This is a genomic window from Saccharothrix sp. CCNWYY140, from assembly GCF_037401995.1.
Classification (GTDB): domain Bacteria; phylum Actinomycetota; class Actinomycetes; order Mycobacteriales; family Pseudonocardiaceae; genus Actinosynnema.
Window position 1 is genome coordinate 31,796 of record NZ_JBBEGC010000012.1, and the last position, 17,502, is coordinate 49,297.

Below are 17,502 nucleotides of genomic sequence, written 5' to 3' on the forward strand. Positions count from 1 at the left end.
TGTCGGTCGAGTCCACCACCGTGAAGCCGGCGCCCCGGTAGCGGCCTGCGTGATGCCGACGGCGAAGCCCTGTGTGTAGCGAAGCCGGCGGAATGTGGCCACAACATGACCACACCGCCGGCATTTCGTACGCTATTCGAACACAATTCTTCGCAATACTGTCACGACACCGAGCGCACCGATTCGGCCCACGCCCGGACGTGGGCCAGCGCCGGATCCAGGACCAAGCGGAGCACCGCGCGCAGCCGGTCGGCGTGCTCGAAGGCGAACCACCCGCTCCGCAACCGGCTGCGCACGCGCGGGTTGTCCTCGTACAAGGCGCCCAACGCCTTCTTGCCCAACACCTTGTCCAGCGTCGACGGCGTGATCTGCACGCGGGCCTCCATCGGGATGTTCCCGTCGGAGGCCGCCGCCGTCGTGTCCTCGGCGGTGAAGAGCAGGCCCCAACCGAGGTCGGGGTCCCACCCGTTGCGGTCGAGTTGGACCTTCAGGCGGACGCCGCCGGGCAGCTTGTAATTGCCCTTGCCGCCGGAGAAACCGTGCTCCCGGAAAACGTCCTCGAATTCCCGGAGCACCACGTCGACGTCCGCCTTCTTCACGTCCCTACCTCCGGTACACGTGCGTCTTCAGGCCGTGCTTCTTGTAGATGTAGGCGTCCTTGAGCTGCTGCATCTTAGTGTACCGGGACTTGCCCTTCTTCACCTCGACGAGGAACGACCCGCGCGGTCCCTTCACCTGGAAATCGGCGTACCGCTTCCCCAGCACGGGCACCTTGAAATACACCTGCTTCTGGACGTTGGCCCGCCCGTACTTCTTCACCAGGATGCGTTCCACGCGGCCTTCCAGCACCTTCCCGGCCTTGCGGTTGGCCGCGATGCACGCCGCCGAGGCGTTGTGCACCAGCACGGCCACCGCGCCGGCCACGACGCTGAAGGTGTGCGCGCCGGAGACGTTGAGGTTGTAGACCGCCTCGCGCGTCACGCCCAGGTCGCGGACGTGCCGGATGGACGCCGTGCCGCCGCCGGGCAGCAGCACCCGGTCGCCGATGCCGATGTCGGCCGCCGCGGTCCAGCCCCGGCCGTCCACCCACACCGGGTGGTTGGCCGTGGCGGTGATCGGGCCGCCGCCCTCGGCGGCGAACTCCACCAGGTGCTTGTCGCCGTAGCCGACGATGACGTCCACGACCGGCTCGGCCCGGACGACCCCGGTGGCCGGGTCGGCCGCGACCACCAGGTCGCCGACCCCGACGTCGGCGATGGCCCGCGTGCTGCCGTCGCCCATCAGCACCTGGGTCTCGGGCACGAACGAGTTGCACCGGCCCCGCGACACCAGCGACCGCGCGGACTTGGCCACCGACGACGCCGCCTTGGGCACGGTCCGGGCCGCGGCCTTCACGGCCGCCACCCCCGCCTTGACCGCCGCGCCCGCGCCGACCAGGTTGGCCGCCGCGGTGATCGCCATCTCGGCGGCCTTGGCGTAGTTGCCGGTCACCGCGTAGGCCACCGACGACACCGCGCCCGCGACCGCGCCGATCGGGCCCGGGATGTAGGACACCACCTCGGCGACCTTGGCCACCACGTTGGCGACCTTCTTCAGCCAGCCCCACCGGCCGTCCAGGTCGGTGCAGTTGACCGGGTCGGCGGCGCAGTAGTCGTACGGGGTGGCGTTGCCGCCCTCCTCCGGGTCCGGCTGCCAGAACCGACCGGTGCCCGGGTGGTAGAGCCGCACGCCCATCAGCACCACGCCGCCCAACGCCTCGGCGGAGCGCTGCTTGCCGCCCAGCCAGCCGTAGCGGGCGGTCGCGGCGGCCGGGGTGTCGGCCGACGGCACGCCGTACTCGTCGGCGTCGAGCACGGTCACCGCGCCCAACTGGCCCGAGACCACGGGCACGGTCGCCATGACGTCGCCGTGCAGGTTGGTCATTTGCAGGACGACGTCACCGTTGAGGCCCGTGGTGAAGGCCAGGTCGCCTTCGGGCGAGGAGATGTTGCGGGTGACGTTGTTGGCCTGCGTGACGTCCTCGGCGACCCAGCGCGGCTCGTCGGAGTCGTCGGCGTAGTGGTTGAGCTTGGTGACCGCGTTGGCCCACGCCCCGTTCACCAGCGACTCGGCGGTGAACGCCCGCTGCCGCAGCGCCGGGTCCAGCGTCCACGTCATGCGCCGGTCGGCGGTCTGCTGCGACCGCACGAGGTCGTTGACGTAGAAGCTGTTCTGCACGCCGTCGGGGGTGGCGGTGATGCGGCCGAACGCGTCGTACACCCAGCCCGGGTCGGTCAGCCGGTCGGCCGAGTCGTAGGTGTGCGACTGGGTTTGCGCCGGTTCGGAGTCACCCGGGCACACCCCGCCGCTCGACCCGGTCCGGGTGGACTTGCCGGTGCGGTTGGTGCGCCGGTCGAACGTGTAGGTCCGCACGGTGCACAGGCCGGTGGCGGCCGAGGTGTCCTCGACGCGGGTCAGCCGGCCCAGGGTGTCGTAGCCGTAGCGCTTGTCCGAGCCGGGACCGGTGTGCCGCAGCCACTGGCCCTGCGCGTTCTCCACGACCGTGCTGGCCGCGATGACCGTGCCGTCCTTGCGGTAGGTGCGCCCGACCGGCACGCCCGCCGGGTCCAGCTCCTGGTCCATCACCACGCCGCCGGGCAGGTCCAGGCGCACGATCTGCCCGTCCGGCCCGTAGCGGGTGCCGATGGCGCCACCGACGCTGTCGGTCACCGACGTCACCAGGCCGCGCGGCTCGGCGACCCGGTCGTAGGCGAAGGTCTGGCTGGTGCCCAGCGAGTCGGTGATCTTGGCGGGCTTGCCGTGGCGGTCGAACTCCGTGGTGGTCCACGCGCCGTCCGCGTCGGCGTAGCGCACCAGCCGGCCCAGCCGGTCGAACTCGCGGGACACCTTGGTGCCGTCGGCGAACTTCGTGGTCAGCGCGTCGCCGGAGACCGGGTCGTAGTCGGTGCCGACCTGCTGCACCGCCTCGCCCAGGTCACCGGTGATCACCGTGCCGACCAGCCGGTCCGCCGCGTCGTAGGTGTTGATCGTGGTGCGGGTCTTGCCGTCGACGGTCTCGCTGATCCGGTCCGGCTCGCCGAACCGGGTGTAGGACTCCACGCGCCGCACCGGCATGACGCCGACCATGCGCGCCGCGTCGTGCCCGGTGATCGCGCCGACCGCCCGCACCACGCACGCCTGCCCGGCCCACTCCGGCCGGTTGCCGCACGCGGCGTCGTCGGGGTTCGCGCCGGCGGTGTAGAACACCGACCGCGTGGTCCCGGCGTCGGTCCCGGACGAGTCGATCTTGCGCGACTCGCGCGCCCGGCCCTGGGCGTCGTACTTGGTCGCCGCCTCCAGCGGCGCCTGCGTCTCGGCGGCGCTGATCACCTTGGTGGGCTTGCGCAGCACCCACCCCGAGGCGCCGCCGTACATCGGGCCGTACTCGTTCTTGGTGATCCGGACGTCCTGGTCGCCCTCCACGCCGACGACGCGGGCGCCGGAGCGCACGGTCGTGGGCAGGTGGTAGGCCACGCCGTCGGGCTTGCCCTCGTCGTAGGTCGTCGCCGTCACGCCGCGGGCGTTGACCAGCCGGTCGGCGTCGTTGGCCAGCGCGATGCGGTGCAGCGGGGACACCGTCTCCAGCAGGTCGATGCCGTCCGCGCCGTACACCGACCGGGTGTCCAGCCAGGTGGCCCGGGTCTTGCTGTCGTACTGGGCGAGGCCCAGCGCGGACAGGTTCGCCTCCGCGTTCGGACCCTGGCCCAACGCCAACGCCCGGTTGGACGACTCCAGGGCGCGCACGACGTTGCCGAAGCGGTCGTACTCGTTGGTGTCGATGTGCCCGCCCGGGGTGGCGGTGTTGACCTCCTTGCCCGAGGCGTTGAGGTAGTGCACGGTCGCGGCGCGGTAGCCGTCCGGGCCGGGGCTCTGCGCGGTGGCCGTGACCACCGGCGCGGGGTCCTCGGGGCCGAACACCGCGACCGCGTCGGTCGGCGCGTCGGCCTGCGCCCACGCGGCGATCGACGGCCCGTCCAGGTCGTACGGCCCACCGGACGAGCGGGTGAGCGGCACTCCGTAGACGACGGTCGTGGCGATCTCGCCGTCGACCTGGTCCTTCGTGCCCGGCCGCAGCGCCTCCCGGCGCACCTTCAGCAGGCGGCCCGTGTTCGGGTCGCCCACGCCGGCCGTGCCGAAGTCGAACCGCCACGGCAGGTCGCCGGGCTGGCCGAGCTCGGTGATGTGACCGGCGTCGTCGTAGGCGTAGCTGGTCTTGAGCGGCTGCGCCAGGCGCGGGTCCCACACCTCCCGCAGCCGGCCGCGGTCGTCGTAGGCGTACCGGGCGACGTCCACAGTGGACACCGTGCCGGTGGCCGGGTCGGTGCTCCACGCCGCGATGGCGCGGATGCGGCCGGCGAAGTCACCGAACGCCGAGGCGGTCGCGGTGGTGGAGGTCGCGTAGTGGTACTCCAGCACCTCGCAGCCCCGGGCGGGCGTGGCCGCCGTGCACTCGCCGATGCCCGGCTCCTGCGCGGCGATGACCCGCTTGATCCGCAGCTGGTCGTCGACGTTCTCGTAGGTGTAGCGGGTCGTGTTGCCCTGTGCGGGCGGGGTGGCGCTCTCCACCAGGTAGGTGTCCGTGCCCGCCGGCTTGGCGAACGTGGTCACCGTGCCGTCCAGTTCGGACAGCCGGTACAGCTCGCCCTCCTTGGCCAGCGCCAAGTCCTCCGCGCCCGGCTCCGGCCAGTAGCGGCCGTCCGGGGTGCGGGTGAACCAGATCGACGAGCCGTCGGACTGCTCGACCTGCACGGTGTCCTCGTGCGGGAACGCCAGCCGCGTGTAGTCGATCTGCGCCGAGTCGACCTCCGCGCCGGTCTCCCAGTGCGGCCCGAACGGCGCGGTGATCTCCCGCAGCGACAGGTCGTCGTAGTACACCTTCTTGCCGCTGCCGCCGGTGAACCCGTTGTAGAGCCGGACGAACGCCTCGGTGGCGTCGGCGGGCACGGTGAAGTCCAGCGTCAACTGCTGCCACGCGTCGGTCGCGTTCGCGGTGTTGCTGTGGAACTCCTGGTAGCCCGCCGGGGTCTTGGCGAACGCCACGATCCGCAGCGCGCGGTGGTGGGTGGCGTTCAGACCGGTCGCGGCCGGCACGTAGATCCAGCCGGTGACCCGGTAGGTGCGGCCGGTCTTCATGCCCAGCCGCAGCGCCCCGATGTCGTCCTCGATCGAGGCCATCGTGTCGTCGGGGTGCCAGCCCTGCGCGGCGACCGGGGTCAACTCCAGCGAGTCGGTGCTGTCGTGCCCGCGCTCGGTGTTGCGCGCCGCGCTGGTCGTGTAGAGCTTGAAGCCCGCCGTGTCGGTGGAGATCTTCTGCTGGTTGGCGGTCAGCCGCTGCCGCTGGAGCTGGAAGCCGGTCTTCGGGTCGCGCGAGGAGGACGTGCGCGACACCGACAGGCCGAACTCCTCCGCGTCGGTGGAGCGCAGCGAGTAGTCGCCGGTCAGCAGGTTCACCGAGCCCGGACCGATGTCCGAACCCGCCGCCGTGTCCGCACTGGGGTCCACGACAGCCGTGCGCCACGCCGTCGAGTACGCGCCCGACCCGGCCGCGTCGGTCGCCAGGACCGCCTTGACCTGCACGACCCCCGCTTCCACGCCGAGGGTGTCGACCGCGTTCCACACCGCGAACTCGCCCAGCGAGGACAGCGGCACGAACCCGGCACCCAGCGACGACCCGTCCGCCTTGGTCAGGTGCGCGGTGGGCACGTCGGCCTCGACCGCCGCACCCGGCCCACGCCGCCACGCGAACTTGACGTGCGTGAACACCGGCTCGCCGACGACCTGCAACTGGAGCCTGCGGGCGATCCGAGCACCCTCCGCCGGCCGCAACAACCCGGCGCGACCCACGTGGAAGGTGTAGGAGGTGATGCCCGACAACCGGCCGGACCGGTCCTTCGTCCGGACGTTGAGCGTGTGCTGACCGTCCGTGGCCGGCGTGATCGACGGCGTCGCCTTGCCGTCCGCCCCGGCGACGACCTCGGTCGCGGGCACCGCGTCCAGCGCCCACAGGTAGGAGTGCACGTCGGCGGTGCCGGCCGGCGGGGTGAAGGTGAACGCACCCGCCTGGCCCGCGCCCTTGTGCCACGTGTTGTCGTTCGGGTAGTCGGTCGAGGACACGAAAGGCGCGCCCGGGTCCACCGTGTCCACGGTGAACTGGAGCCACTGGAGGTTCACGCCCGGGTCGGGCGCGGCGTCCATCCGGAACTTCTGGCAGCCGCAGCCGTTCGAGGTCCAGGTCCAGACGATCTGGCCGTTGTCGACCTGGTTGTGCTGGACGTCGATGACCTTGCCGGAGTACTTGGACACCAGCGTGTACTCGCCGTTGCCGACCCGGTCCAGCCGCCACTTCTGGCAGTCGTTGCCGTTGCCCGGCCACTGCTTGATCCGCGTGCCGTCGCCCGTGCCGCAGTCGGACACGTCCAACACCTGGTCGGAGTGCCGCGCCCGCAGCATGTAGTAGCCGTCACCGGTGCCCACCAGCGCGAACCGCTGGCAGCCGGCACCCGAGTAGTCCCACTGCTGCGCGAACGCGCCGGCCGCCGCCGAACACCCGGTGATGTCCACGGCCTTGCCCGAGTGCACCGGCCGGATCGAGACGAACCCGTCACCCGCCCAGTCGTGGTTGTCGAACGAGGTGGCCCGGAACCGGTAGGTCTTGCCCGCCTGCAACAGCCCCTCGGTGACCTTCCAGGTCGCGATGCTGCCGGACGGGACGCCCCACACCCAGTAGTCGGTGACCAGCGTGTCGCCGTCGTAGACGTAGAACACGGCCGTGACCGTGCCGCCATCGGGGTCGCTGGGCCGGAAGGACAGCGTCGGCGTGGTCGTCCGGGTGAACGTCTGACCACCCGAGTCACCGCGGTCGGACACGTCCAACGCGGTCGCCGGATCGGGCCGCGAGTTGTAGTCCACCGACAGGTGCGGCACACCGCCCGCCTCGGCGGAGTCGAACTTCTTCCAGCCGTAGTTGTCGCTCTCGTTGGCGGCCTTGGCCATCACGCCGACCGTGCCCGCGCCGTTGTCGGCGGCCAACTGCACCAGACCGCGGATGTCACCGCTGACCCAGCCGTCGTTGCAGGACGACGAGTAGCCCTTGGTCTCGCTGGTGGTGGACCAACGGGTGTACCACGGTGGTTGCGCGCCCCAGTGGGTGTTCCAGCCGACCAGGCCGGTGTCCCAGATCTCCCAGTCCCGGGCCTGGCACGACCAGGCGTGCCACTCGTAGAGGTTCAGCCGGGCACTGTGGATGCGGCGGCCCCGGAACTGCGAGAGGTCGAAGTTGAAGTAGCTGCGCGCGATGGTGGCGCCACCGTCGAACGTGCCCAGCCGCAAATCGGTGTCACCACCGGTGTCCCGGCTAGTGCCGGTCTGGACGTACTTGTCGTACACCGGCCCGACAGTCACCGCCGGGTCCACGACCACGGGGTACTGGGTGTCCCCGGCACGCAGGAAGGACTCGTCCGCGGTCAGGTTGAGGTCGGTGACGACCTGCCCCGCGGCACGCGCCCGCCCAGGGGCCATCTCCATGCCGACCGGCACGCGCTTGAGCGGCTGCCCGGCCTTCTCGTCCCGCCGGGCGTCCCACATCTCCGGCTTGGGCACGGACCCGATCACGTTCCCGGCGGCGTCCACCAGGTCGGTGTTGCCGTCGTCCTTGCGCTGCGGGGTAGCCCCCTTGGTGCGCAACGGCAGGGACAGGGTCACCGGCCCCTTGGGCCGCTCCTTGAGGACGAGGAACTGCTCGAACCCGGTCCGAGTGGCCTCCACGACCAGGTCCGCACCGGGCCGGACGTCCGGGAAGGTGGCCTTGCGCCCATCGAGCTTCGGGGTGGGCAAGCTCCCACGCCACTGAAGGGCGACCTCAGCGTCACCGTGCTTGACGGCGGCGAGGTCACGCACGTCGTCGGCCTTGCCACCGGGACCGGCGATGACCAGGTCACGGGGGTGCGCCTTGGGCGCGATGCTGCCGTCGGGGCGCTTCTCGAGGGTGAGGTCGACGGGAATCCAGGCGTCACCGCGCTTGACGCGAACGGGACCGGCGTGGATCTCGGTGGTGAGCTTGCCATCGGCGTTGACGAAGGTAGCGGTGTTCTCGGTCCGCTCACTCAACGCTTCGACACGGATCTTGTGCAACGCGGCAGTGGCGCGCGCGGAGGGGATGTCCGGCGCTTCGTTGCGCACCGGCTGGTCCTGCTCGGTCTTCGACTTGGGCTGTGCAACAGCCGGCGTACCCACCGCGGTGACGGTGGCAGCGGCCAGAACGAACGCGGTGGCGACGGCCACCACCCGTCTGAGCGGATTTTGAGCGCGCGAAGCCCCAACACCTGCCATGTGAACCCCCCGTGAGGTACGAACCCCGATTAGTGCGGACGCAGCATCCGCGACCAGGCCCGTTCACCACAATGGGCCACCCGTGTGACGGCCCCCACCCCCACCCGCACCCTCAGTAGATCCCCCAACCGGACCCTTCAGCGCCGAAGGCGCTCGGAGTGGCTGCCAGCCACAGGAAGGGCCTCGGTTTCTTCCCCCGTACGGCCTGGGCGCAGCCCAACCACGCTTCGACCCTCTTTGCAACCACGCTTCACCGGTTGCGAAGAGGGTCGAAGCGTGGTTGCCTCCGGCAGGCCGTACGGGGGAAGAAACCGACGCCCTTCCACCCCCGGGGGCCTGCCCAGCGGCGAGCGCCGCTTTTAGCTCTTCAGGCTTTTGATCTTGAGAGCGCGAAGCGCGTCCCAGAAGAGCGAAGCGCCCCAAAAGATCAAGCAGGCCCGGCAGCCACGACCCGACGGATCAGCTCCACCAGCTGAGCCCGCTCACCAGCGTCCAGCACCTCGAACCACCGAGACTCCCGCGCGTTCTGCGTCGGAAACACCCCCGACACCGCCCGCCGCCCCTCCTCGGTCAACGCCACGAACACCACCCGCCGGTCCTGCCCGTCCCGCGACCGCTCGACCAACCCGGCCTTCTCCAGCGTGTTGATCAAGTTCGACATCGCCGACCGCGTGGTGCCCGACAGGTCCGCCAACCGCGCCGGCTGGGTGGGCCCGAGGATCCACAGCTTGAACATCAGCCGGAAGCCCGGCATCGTCCAGCCCTGCTCGCGGTGGATCAGCGCCTCGTAGTCCGTGATCAGCTTGTAGGCGAGGTGGAGCACGTTGTACGAGGTGCCGAAGGCTTCCGCGTCCCCGCCGAACTCGGCGATGCGGTGCCGTGCGAACCGCTCGTAGTCCAGCTCGGTCACCACGTCCTCGGCCGCTGGCGCGTCCTTCGCTTCCTGCTCTGCCACCCGCGCATCCTCGCAGGGCTCACCCCTCCGTGGAACGCGAATGCGGCACACTTAGCCGGTGATCGGGACACGGCGGTTCGGCATCACGGCGGCGCTGGTGCTCGCCACGGCCGCCGCCGCGTCGCTGGCCGCGAGTTTCGACGTGGTCACCGGCGACGCCGCGGTGGCGTTGGACGACCTCGCCCAGCTCGCCACGGGCCTGTTCGCGACGGGCGCGTGCTGGTGGTCGGCCGTGCGCACCTCGGGGCCGGACCGGGTGTGGCGGGTGCTGATGGGCCTGGGCATGTTCGGCTGGTCGATCGGCCAGTCGCTGTGGACCTGGTACCAGCTGGTCGAGGACCGCGCGGTGCCCTCGCCCTCCCCCGCCGACGCCGGGTACCTCAGCGTCGTGCCGTTCGCGTTCGCCGCGCTGCTGGTGATCGGCAGCCACCGCCGCTCCGGCACACCGGACGCCCTGCTGGACCACCGTTCCCGCTACGCCCGCCTGGTCCTGCTGCTGGACGGCGTGATCGTGGTCGGCTCGCTGTTCGCCCTGACCTGGACGACGTCCCTGGGCGGGCTGGTGGAGGCGGGCGGCCCGAGCACGCCCGCGTTCCTGGTCGCCATCGCCTACCCGGTGACGGACCTGGTGCTGCTCGTCATCGTGGTGATCCTCGCGGCCGACCGGAAGGTCGTCCTCAAGCCCCAACTGCACCTGCTGGGGCTGGGCCTGGTCGGGCTGGCCGCGTCGGACGCCGCGTTCGCCTACCTGGTCAGCGTCCAGGCGCCGGAGGTGCCGCCGCTGGCCAACGCGGGGTTCGTCGTGGGTCCCGCCCTGATCGCGCTGGCCGCGCTGGTCCCGCCGATGCCGCACGCCGCGCCCCAGCACATCGCCCGCGCCTGGCAGTGGGCATACCTGCTGATGCCGTACCTGCCGCTGCTGGTGTGCAGCGCGATCGTGCTGCGCCGCACGCTGATCGGCGACCTGGCCCCGGCCGACGCGGTGGAGATCGGGTGCGGCTTCACGGTGATCGTGGCGGTGATGCTGCGGCAGCTGACCACGATCGTGGAGAACACGCGGCTGGCCGCGATGCTGCGGGAGTCCGAACGCGACCTGGTGCACGAGGCCCACCACGACGCCCTCACCGGCCTGGCCAACCGCGCCCTGTTCGAGCGCCGGCTGGACGAGGCGATGGCCGCGCACCACGAGGGTGTCCCGTTCGGACTGTTGTTCGTGGACCTGGACGACTTCAAGGCCGTCAACGACGTCTCCGGCCACGCTCACGGCGACGCCGTCCTCGAACGGGTGGCGCACAAGCTGCGGCAGTGCGTGCGGGACACCGATGTCGTGGCCCGGCTGGGCGGCGACGAGTTCGGCGTCCTGGTGACCGGTGTGGAGGAGCCGGAGAAGGTCGCCTTCCGCATCCTCGACGCGGTCGGCGAGGAGATCAGCGCCAGCGTCGGCGTGGTGATCTGCGCGAACCCCGACCCCGAGGAAACCGCCCAGTCCGTGCTCCGCCGCGCCGACAAGGCCATGTACGAGGCCAAACGCGACGGCGGCCGGGGCTTGGTCATCCACCCGTGACGCCGGCGAGCGTCATCCACCCGTGATGCGCGCGGCCAACTCCCCCGCTTCCGACTCCGAGAACTGCCCGGAGATCTCCGCACCGCCCCCGGTGATCGCCTCCTGAACGGTCGGCGCGGACAACACCAGCGTGTTCACCACGATGGCGACGCGCTGCCCGACGAGCCGACCGGTGAATTCCGCCCACCGCACCCCGCCGGGGATGGTGAAGCGCACGTCGACCACGTCACCCCGGGCCTCCGCGTGCTCCACGTGCGACCGGTCCAGCTCGGCCGGCCCGAGCAGGTACACCGACCCGTCCCGCCCGCACGTCAGCAGCGGCAACGCCGGATCATCGCGTCCTGCCAACGGATCCTCTGCCGGGCAGGAGAGCTCCGCCACCCCGCCGGACGCGAGCGCCGGGTCCTGCCGCGCCCGACGGGCCTGGGCCACCGCGGCCGTGTCCGGTTCGGCCTTCCGCGGGACTCCGGTGGTCGAGGTCGGCGTGATCGGCGTGGACACCGCCAGCACCGGCCGGAAGTGCAGCACCGCCCCGGGCGGCGGCGCCGGCGACGTCGTCGGCACCCCCAACAATGACGGGCTGCACCCGGCGACCAACACCAGCCCGGAAACCGCCGCGAGAGCCCTTACCGCGCGCCCCCTCACCGCGAGCCCTCTTCCCGCGAGACCCCTCACCGCTTGGGCACGAACGCGTAGATGCTCGCCGGCGACCCGGACCCACGCCGGTTGATCGTCCCACCCACCAGCACGTGCGCCCCGGTCTCCGGCAGCTTCGCCAAGTTCGCCAACACCTCCAAGCTGATCCGGTGCTCCCGGTACAGCAGCTTGGACACCGCGTACGTCGAATCGATCGCCGCCTCGGGGCTGAACGCGTCCGTCCCCAACGCACCCCGCCGCCCCAACCGCCCGGTGTCCACCAACCACCGCACGGCGGCCAACGAGAACCCCGGCTGGTGCATCTGCCCCGCGGAGTCGTAGTTGAAGAACGCGGGCGTGCCCCACCGATCTTCCCAGCCCGTCCACAACACGACCGCCGCCTCGCGCGGGATGCGGCCGTGCTGCCTCTCCCACCGCTGGAGGTCCTCGACGGTCACCTCGTAGTCGGCGTCGCGCCGGGCCTGCTCCCGCACGTCCACCTTCACGGCGGGCAGGAACAGGTCCTCCGCGTCCAACTCGTCGGCGTAGGGCTGGTCGGCGTTGAAGTGCGCCGGCGCACCCCAGTGCGTGCCGGTGTGCTCGCCCTGCTGCGCGTACTGGAGGTAAAAGCCGTCCTCGGGCACGGTCGTGACAGTGGTCAGGGTGAACTCGGGGTCACCCGGGTACACGTTCGTCCGCTCCGGATCGTTGACGTGCGCCAGGTTCACCAGCGTGTAGTCGCCGAACCCGCGCGGCCCGGTCGAAGCCGAAGCCGACCCCGCGCCCGCCACGGCCATGCCGCCCACCGTCGAAACCACACCCGCGAGCATCGACCGCCTGCGCACCGCCGACCACTCCTCCGCCTGCTGGATCACCCGATCCGGGCAACCTTAACGGGAGCGGTGATCACAAAACGACGACCTGCCGGACGGCTTCCCCTGCCGCCAAACGGGTGAAGCCGGCGTTGACCTCGTCCAGCGCGAGCCGCCCGGACAGCAGTCCCTCCACGGGCAGCCTGCCCGCCCGGTAGAGGTCGACGAACCGCGGGATGTCCCGGCGCGGCACGCACGACCCCAGGTAGCTGCCCTTCAACGTCCGCTCCTCGGCGACCAGGCTCAGCGCCGGCAGCGTCACGGTCCGGTCCGGGTGCGGCAACCCGACCGTCACCGTGGTCCCGCCCGCCGCCGTGGCCAGGTACGCCTGCTCCAGCACGGCCGCGACACCCGTCGTGTCGATGACCTTGTCCGCGCCGCCGCCGGTCAGGTCCCGCACCGCCTCGACGACCTCAGGCCCGCCCGCCGCGTCGTGCGTCGCGCCCAACGTCCGCGCCAACACCCGCTTGTGCTCCACCACGTCCACCGCGACCACCTGGGAGGCACCGGCCGCCACCGCGCCCAGCACGGCCGCCAGCCCCACCCCGCCCAGCCCGAACACCGCGACCCGGTCCCCCGGCACGACCTGCGCGCTGTAGAACGCCGCGCCCGTGCCGGTCAGCACCGCACAGCCGAACAGCGCGGCGATGTCCAACGGCAGGTCGGGGTCCACGCGGGTCGCGGACTTCTCCGACACCACCGTGTACTCCGCGAACCCGGACACGCCCAGGTGGTGGTTCGGTCGGGTCCCGTCGGGCAGCCGCCACCGCCGCGCCCCGCTCAACAGGGTGCCCTCCCGGTTGGCCGCCGCACCCGGCTCGCACAGCGCCTGCCGCCCGGACACGCACCGCCGGCACGCGCCGCACGCGGGCACGAACGACAGCACCACGTGGTCGCCCACCGCGAACTCCGCGCCCGGCCCGGTCTCCACGACCTCGCCGGCGGCCTCGTGACCCAGCACCATCGGCAACGGCCGCACCCGCGAGCCGTCGATCACCGACAGGTCCGAGTGGCACAGCCCGGTCGCGTGCACCCGCACCAGCAGTTCGCCCGGCCCCGGCGGGTCCAACTCCAACTCCACCACGGAAAGCGGCCCACCGACCGCCGTGAGCACCGCGCCCCGGGACTTCACGTGACCACCAGCCCTTCCATCGCCGTCCGCAGGCGCGCGGGGATCTCCACCGGCTTGCGCGACTCGCGGTCCACGAACACGTGCACGAAGTGCCCCTCGGCCACCACGTCGTCGCGGTCCTCGGGGTAGAAGCCGACCTCGTAGCGCACGCTGGAGCGGCCCAGGTGCCCGACGCGCAGTCCGGCGTCCACGGCCTCCGGGAAGGAGATCGAGGACTTGTAGTTGCAGTGGGACTCCACGCACAGGCCAATCGCGGCGCCGTGGTGGATGTCCAGCCCGGCCTCCTCGATCAGCCACGTGTTGATCACGGTGTCCATGAACGCGTAGTGCACGACGTTGTTCACGTGCCCGTACACGTCGTTGTCGGCCCACCTCGTGGGGATCCGCTGCCAGTGCCGGTACTCCGCGCGCACCCGACCTCCCTTTCCCGCTCCGTCCGATCTTCCCGATCCATGCGCTAACCGATCATCCGGGTGAGCTCCACCCGCGACCGCACGCCCAGCCGGGTGAACATGTTGCGCAGGTGGTGTTCCACCGTGCGGTGGCTGAGGAACAGGCGTGCGGCGATCTCCCGGTTGGTCGCGCCCTCGGCGACCAGCCGGGCGATGCGCGCCTGCTGCGGGGTGAGGTCGGTGGGCTGCCCGACCGGCGCGGTGGTCTCGCCGGCGGCGCGCAGCTCGGCGCGGGCCCGCTCCACCCAGTGGTCGGCCTCGTAGGACTGGAAGATCTTCACCGCGTCGCGCAGGAGTTCCCGCGCCGCACGGGGTTTCCGGCCGCGGCGCAAGCGGTGCCCGTACAGCAGTTCGGTGCGGGCCAGCTCCATCGCGGTGCCGCTCTCCCGGTGCAGGCGGATGGCCTCGCGGAAGTGCTCGTCGGACGCCGGTCCCTCGGTGAGCAGGCCGTGGCAGCGGTGCGACAGCGCCATCCGGGCCGGGCACCTGGTGGCGCCGGCCCACTTCTCGAAGCGCTGCAACGCCCGGTCCCCCGTGGACGGTTGCCCGCACCCGACGGCGGCCTCCACGACCTGCGGCGCGGCCATCACTCTGATGCCCGCGTGGGCGCCGGCGGCCTTGAGCCGCAAGCGGTCCAGCGCGTCGGCCGGGCGGTCCAGGGCGAGGTCGACGCACGCGAACGCCCACGCGCCGAAGGTGCCCGAGCGGCCCAGGCCGCGGCGGACGATCTGCTCGTTGGCGCTGTCGATGTTGTGCAGGGCGGTGTCGGTGTCGCCGCGGAAAGCGGCCAGCAGGGCCAGGATCGTCAGGTGGTCCACCACGGCGTTGTGCTGGCCCAGGGCGGTTGCGGCGTGCGCGCCCTCGGTGGCGGCGGACAGCGCGACGGCGTGCTGGTCGAGCAGCAGCGCCGACAGCGCCCGGTACACCAGCGCCCACGACACCAGGGCGGTGAGACCGGACTCGCGGGCGGCGGTGACCGCGCCGGCGGCCAGGTCGTGGGCGCGGGCGGCGTCGCCGAGGACGTAGGCGGCCTGCGCGCCCCAGATGCCGGCCTGCGGGTGCGCCACCCGGTCGGCCAGTTCCACCACGGACCGCAGGTGCGGCAGGGCTTTCTCGTGCCGGCCCGCGAAGGTGGCGGACATGCCGACCAGGTGGTCCAGCGTGATGCGGGTGGCGGGCGGTTCGTCGGGTTCGCGGATGCCCTCGGCGAATTCGGCGATGGTGGCGTGCCGCTGGTGGTCGCCCGCGATGCTGGCCGCCTCGCCGGCGAACCCGAGGGCGGCGATCGCGAGCGCGCGCCGGGTGCCGACCAGCCCCTCGGCGGCGCGGACCAGCCGGCGGGCGGCGACGTCGGGCAGCCCGTCACCCAGTTCGATGCCGCCGCGCACGAGGTCGGTGAGGGCGCGCACGTCGGGGTCGTCGGTCAGCCGCTCGGCGACGCGCAGCACGGCCCGCGACCGGTGCGCCGCGCCCATCGCCCAGTGGTCGGCGGCGGCGGACACCAGCCGGTGCGCCTGGAGGTCGGGGTCGCCGGTGAGGGCCGCCGCCCGGTCGTGGTCGCGGGCGGCGCTGACGTGGTCACCGCGCAGCCGTGCCCTTTGCGCGGCCTCGAAGAGCTGTTCGGCGGCGCGGGAGGCGGCAGCGGCCGGCGCGGTGGCGGCCTGGTGCCAGGTGCGGCGCGGTCCCGGGGGCAGGGCGGCGGCGAGCGCGTCGTGCGCTTCGTGGCGCGCGGTGGGCGACAGCTCGGTGCGCAGGGTCGACCGGATCAGCCGCCTCCGGTCGAGCAGCGCGCCCGCCTCCTCCACCGCCCGCGGGTCCACGCCCAGGGTCAGCAGGGTGTCGGCGTCGACCTCGTCGTCCACTGCCGCCATCGCGACCGCCCGCACCGCCTCGGGTGACAGGGCGTCCAGCCTCGCCCGCAGGCGGGTGCGCAGCGAGCTGTCCGAGGGCAGGGTCGTCGGCGCGGGCGCGGTGCCGCCCAGCTCGGCCGAGGTCAGCGCCCGCGCCAACTCCACCAGCACGAGCGGGTTGCCGCAGGCCAGGTCCACCAGGTCCGCGGCCAGTTCGGCGGGCAGGCCCGGCCGCCGGTCGTGCAGCACGCGCAGGCTCGCGGACCGGTCCAACGGGTCCAGGGTCACGCTGGGCAACCCGTACGGCGGCCCTTCGGTGGCGATGAGCACCGCCGCCCGCGTGTCCGCGACCTCCCGGGCCAGCACCAGCAGGTCGGCGAGGTCGTCGCACTCGTGGGCGTCGTCCACGCACAGCACGCCGGGGTACCGGGCGGCGGCGTGGGCCAGCAGCGACGACTTGCCCGACCCGGGCTCGCCGCGCAGCACCAGCACGCCGCCCCGGCCGGCGCGGGCACGGTCGAGCACCGCGTCGACGGCGACGCGGTGCCGATCACGTCCGTGCAGCACGTGGGCCAGTCTCGCCGCAGGCCGGCGCCGGGCGGAAGACCTGCGGCGAAAATTATCTACCAGCGTTAGTTTTTGCGGTGCGCACACCGGTGGTTCCACCGATGCGCGCCCGGCCCCGGCCGGAGCAGGGTCGAGTCGTCCGTTTCCCTGCGCAAGCGAGGTGTACAGCGACGTGCAACTCCGCAGACTGATCCCCGCGGTCGCCCTGCTCCTGACCGCGGCGACCCCCACCGCCCTGGCCGCCGACAACCCCTACGAACGGGGTCCGGCGCCGACCACCGCCGGCATCGAGGCTTCGCGCGGCCCGTTCGCGACCGCGTCGACCTCCGTGTCGTCGCTGGCGGTGACCGGCTTCGGCGGCGGCACCATCTACTACCCGACCAGCACCGCCGAGGGCACCTTCGGCGCGGTGGCGATCTCGCCCGGGTTCACCGGGACGCAGTCGAGCATCGCCTGGCTGGGGCCGCGCATCGCGTCCCAGGGCTTCGTGGTGTTCACCATCGACACCAACTCCATCTACGACCAGCCCGACAGCCGGGCGTCCCAGCTGCTGGCGGCGCTGGACTACCTGACCCAGCGCAGCACGGTCCGGTCGCGCGTCGACGCCACCCGGCTGGGCGTCATGGGCCACTCGATGGGCGGCGGCGGCACCCTGCGCGCCGCCGAGTCCCGCCCCGCCCTCCAGGCGGCGATCCCGCTGACCGGGTGGCACACCGACAAGAGCTGGGGCAACGTCCGCGTGCCGACCCTGGTGATCGGGGCGGAGAACGACTCCATCGCCCCGGTGGCCTCGCACTCGGAGCCCTTCTACGCCAGTCTGCCCTCCACGCTGGACAAGGCGTACCTGGAGCTCAACGCGGCCGACCACTTCGCGCCGAACAGCTCGAACACCACGATCGCGAAGTACAGCATCTCCTGGCTCAAGCGCTTCATCGACAACGACACCCGCTACGAGCAGTTCCTCTGCCCGCCCCCGAGCCGCAGCCTCCTGATCGAGGAGTACCGCGACACCTGCCCGCACTCCTGACGAAACACCACCGACACCGCGGTCGTCCCAACCGGGACGGCCGCGGTGTCGTACGTGCACCACAAGACTGATTTTCAAGC

The 17,502-nt window shown here is 72.1% G+C and carries 10 protein-coding genes; 2 read left to right on the forward strand and 8 right to left on the reverse strand.

Annotation, left to right across the window (positions count from 1 at the left end; all coding sequences use genetic code 11):
• Positions 1 to 161 precede the first annotated feature (161 nt).
• The 3 genes from WBN91_RS09475 to WBN91_RS09485 all read right to left on the reverse strand — a co-directional run bounded on the left by WBN91_RS09475 (position 162) and on the right by WBN91_RS09485 (position 9,322).
• Positions 162 to 599, reverse strand: a complete 438-nt coding sequence (locus WBN91_RS09475) for a hypothetical protein (protein WP_337723377.1) — start codon at positions 597 to 599, stop codon at positions 162 to 164.
• 4 nt (positions 600 to 603) lie between these two features.
• A complete protein-coding gene (locus WBN91_RS09480) occupies positions 604 to 8,271 on the reverse strand; it encodes an RICIN domain-containing protein (RefSeq protein ID WP_337723378.1) in 7,668 nt (2,555 codons plus the stop codon).
• 523 nt (positions 8,272 to 8,794) lie between these two features.
• A complete protein-coding gene (locus WBN91_RS09485; RefSeq protein WP_337723379.1) occupies positions 8,795 to 9,322 on the reverse strand; it encodes a MarR family winged helix-turn-helix transcriptional regulator in 528 nt (175 codons plus the stop codon).
• 58 nt (positions 9,323 to 9,380) lie between these two features.
• On the opposite strand from WBN91_RS09485, the gene WBN91_RS09490 reads away from it, so the two are divergent.
• Positions 9,381 to 10,886: a GGDEF domain-containing protein gene (locus WBN91_RS09490; protein ID WP_337723380.1), complete on the forward strand. Its 1,506-nt coding sequence runs from the start codon at positions 9,381 to 9,383 to the stop codon at positions 10,884 to 10,886.
• A 12-nt stretch (positions 10,887 to 10,898) separates the two neighbouring features.
• Here WBN91_RS09490 and WBN91_RS09495 read toward each other — a convergent pair whose 3' ends face one another.
• The 5 genes from WBN91_RS09495 to WBN91_RS09515 form a co-directional block, all read right to left on the reverse strand.
• Positions 10,899 to 11,450 (reverse strand): SecDF P1 head subdomain-containing protein, encoded by a 552-nt coding sequence (locus WBN91_RS09495; protein WP_337723381.1) that lies wholly within the window; start codon positions 11,448 to 11,450, stop codon positions 10,899 to 10,901.
• 107 nt (positions 11,451 to 11,557) lie between these two features.
• A complete protein-coding gene (locus WBN91_RS09500) occupies positions 11,558 to 12,397 on the reverse strand; it encodes a cyclase family protein (RefSeq protein WP_337723382.1) in 840 nt (279 codons plus the stop codon).
• A 31-nt stretch (positions 12,398 to 12,428) separates the two neighbouring features.
• Positions 12,429 to 13,526: a zinc-binding dehydrogenase gene (locus WBN91_RS09505; protein ID WP_337723383.1), complete on the reverse strand. Its 1,098-nt coding sequence runs from the start codon at positions 13,524 to 13,526 to the stop codon at positions 12,429 to 12,431.
• Positions 13,523 to 13,939, reverse strand: coding sequence for an acyl-CoA thioesterase (locus WBN91_RS09510; protein WP_337723384.1), 417 nt, complete (start codon positions 13,937 to 13,939; stop codon positions 13,523 to 13,525). The genes WBN91_RS09505 and WBN91_RS09510 overlap by 4 nt, the downstream gene beginning before the upstream one ends.
• Positions 13,940 to 13,983: 44 nt before the next feature.
• Positions 13,984 to 16,395: a helix-turn-helix transcriptional regulator gene (locus WBN91_RS09515; RefSeq protein WP_337723385.1), complete on the reverse strand. Its 2,412-nt coding sequence runs from the start codon at positions 16,393 to 16,395 to the stop codon at positions 13,984 to 13,986.
• Between the two features lie 187 nt (positions 16,396 to 16,582).
• Here WBN91_RS09515 and bdeA point away from each other — a divergent pair, with 187 nt between their 5' ends.
• A complete protein-coding gene (gene bdeA / locus WBN91_RS09520) occupies positions 16,583 to 17,422 on the forward strand; it encodes a bis(hydroxyethyl) terephthalate hydrolase (protein WP_443217684.1) in 840 nt (279 codons plus the stop codon).
• Positions 17,423 to 17,502: the final 80 nt, after the last annotated feature.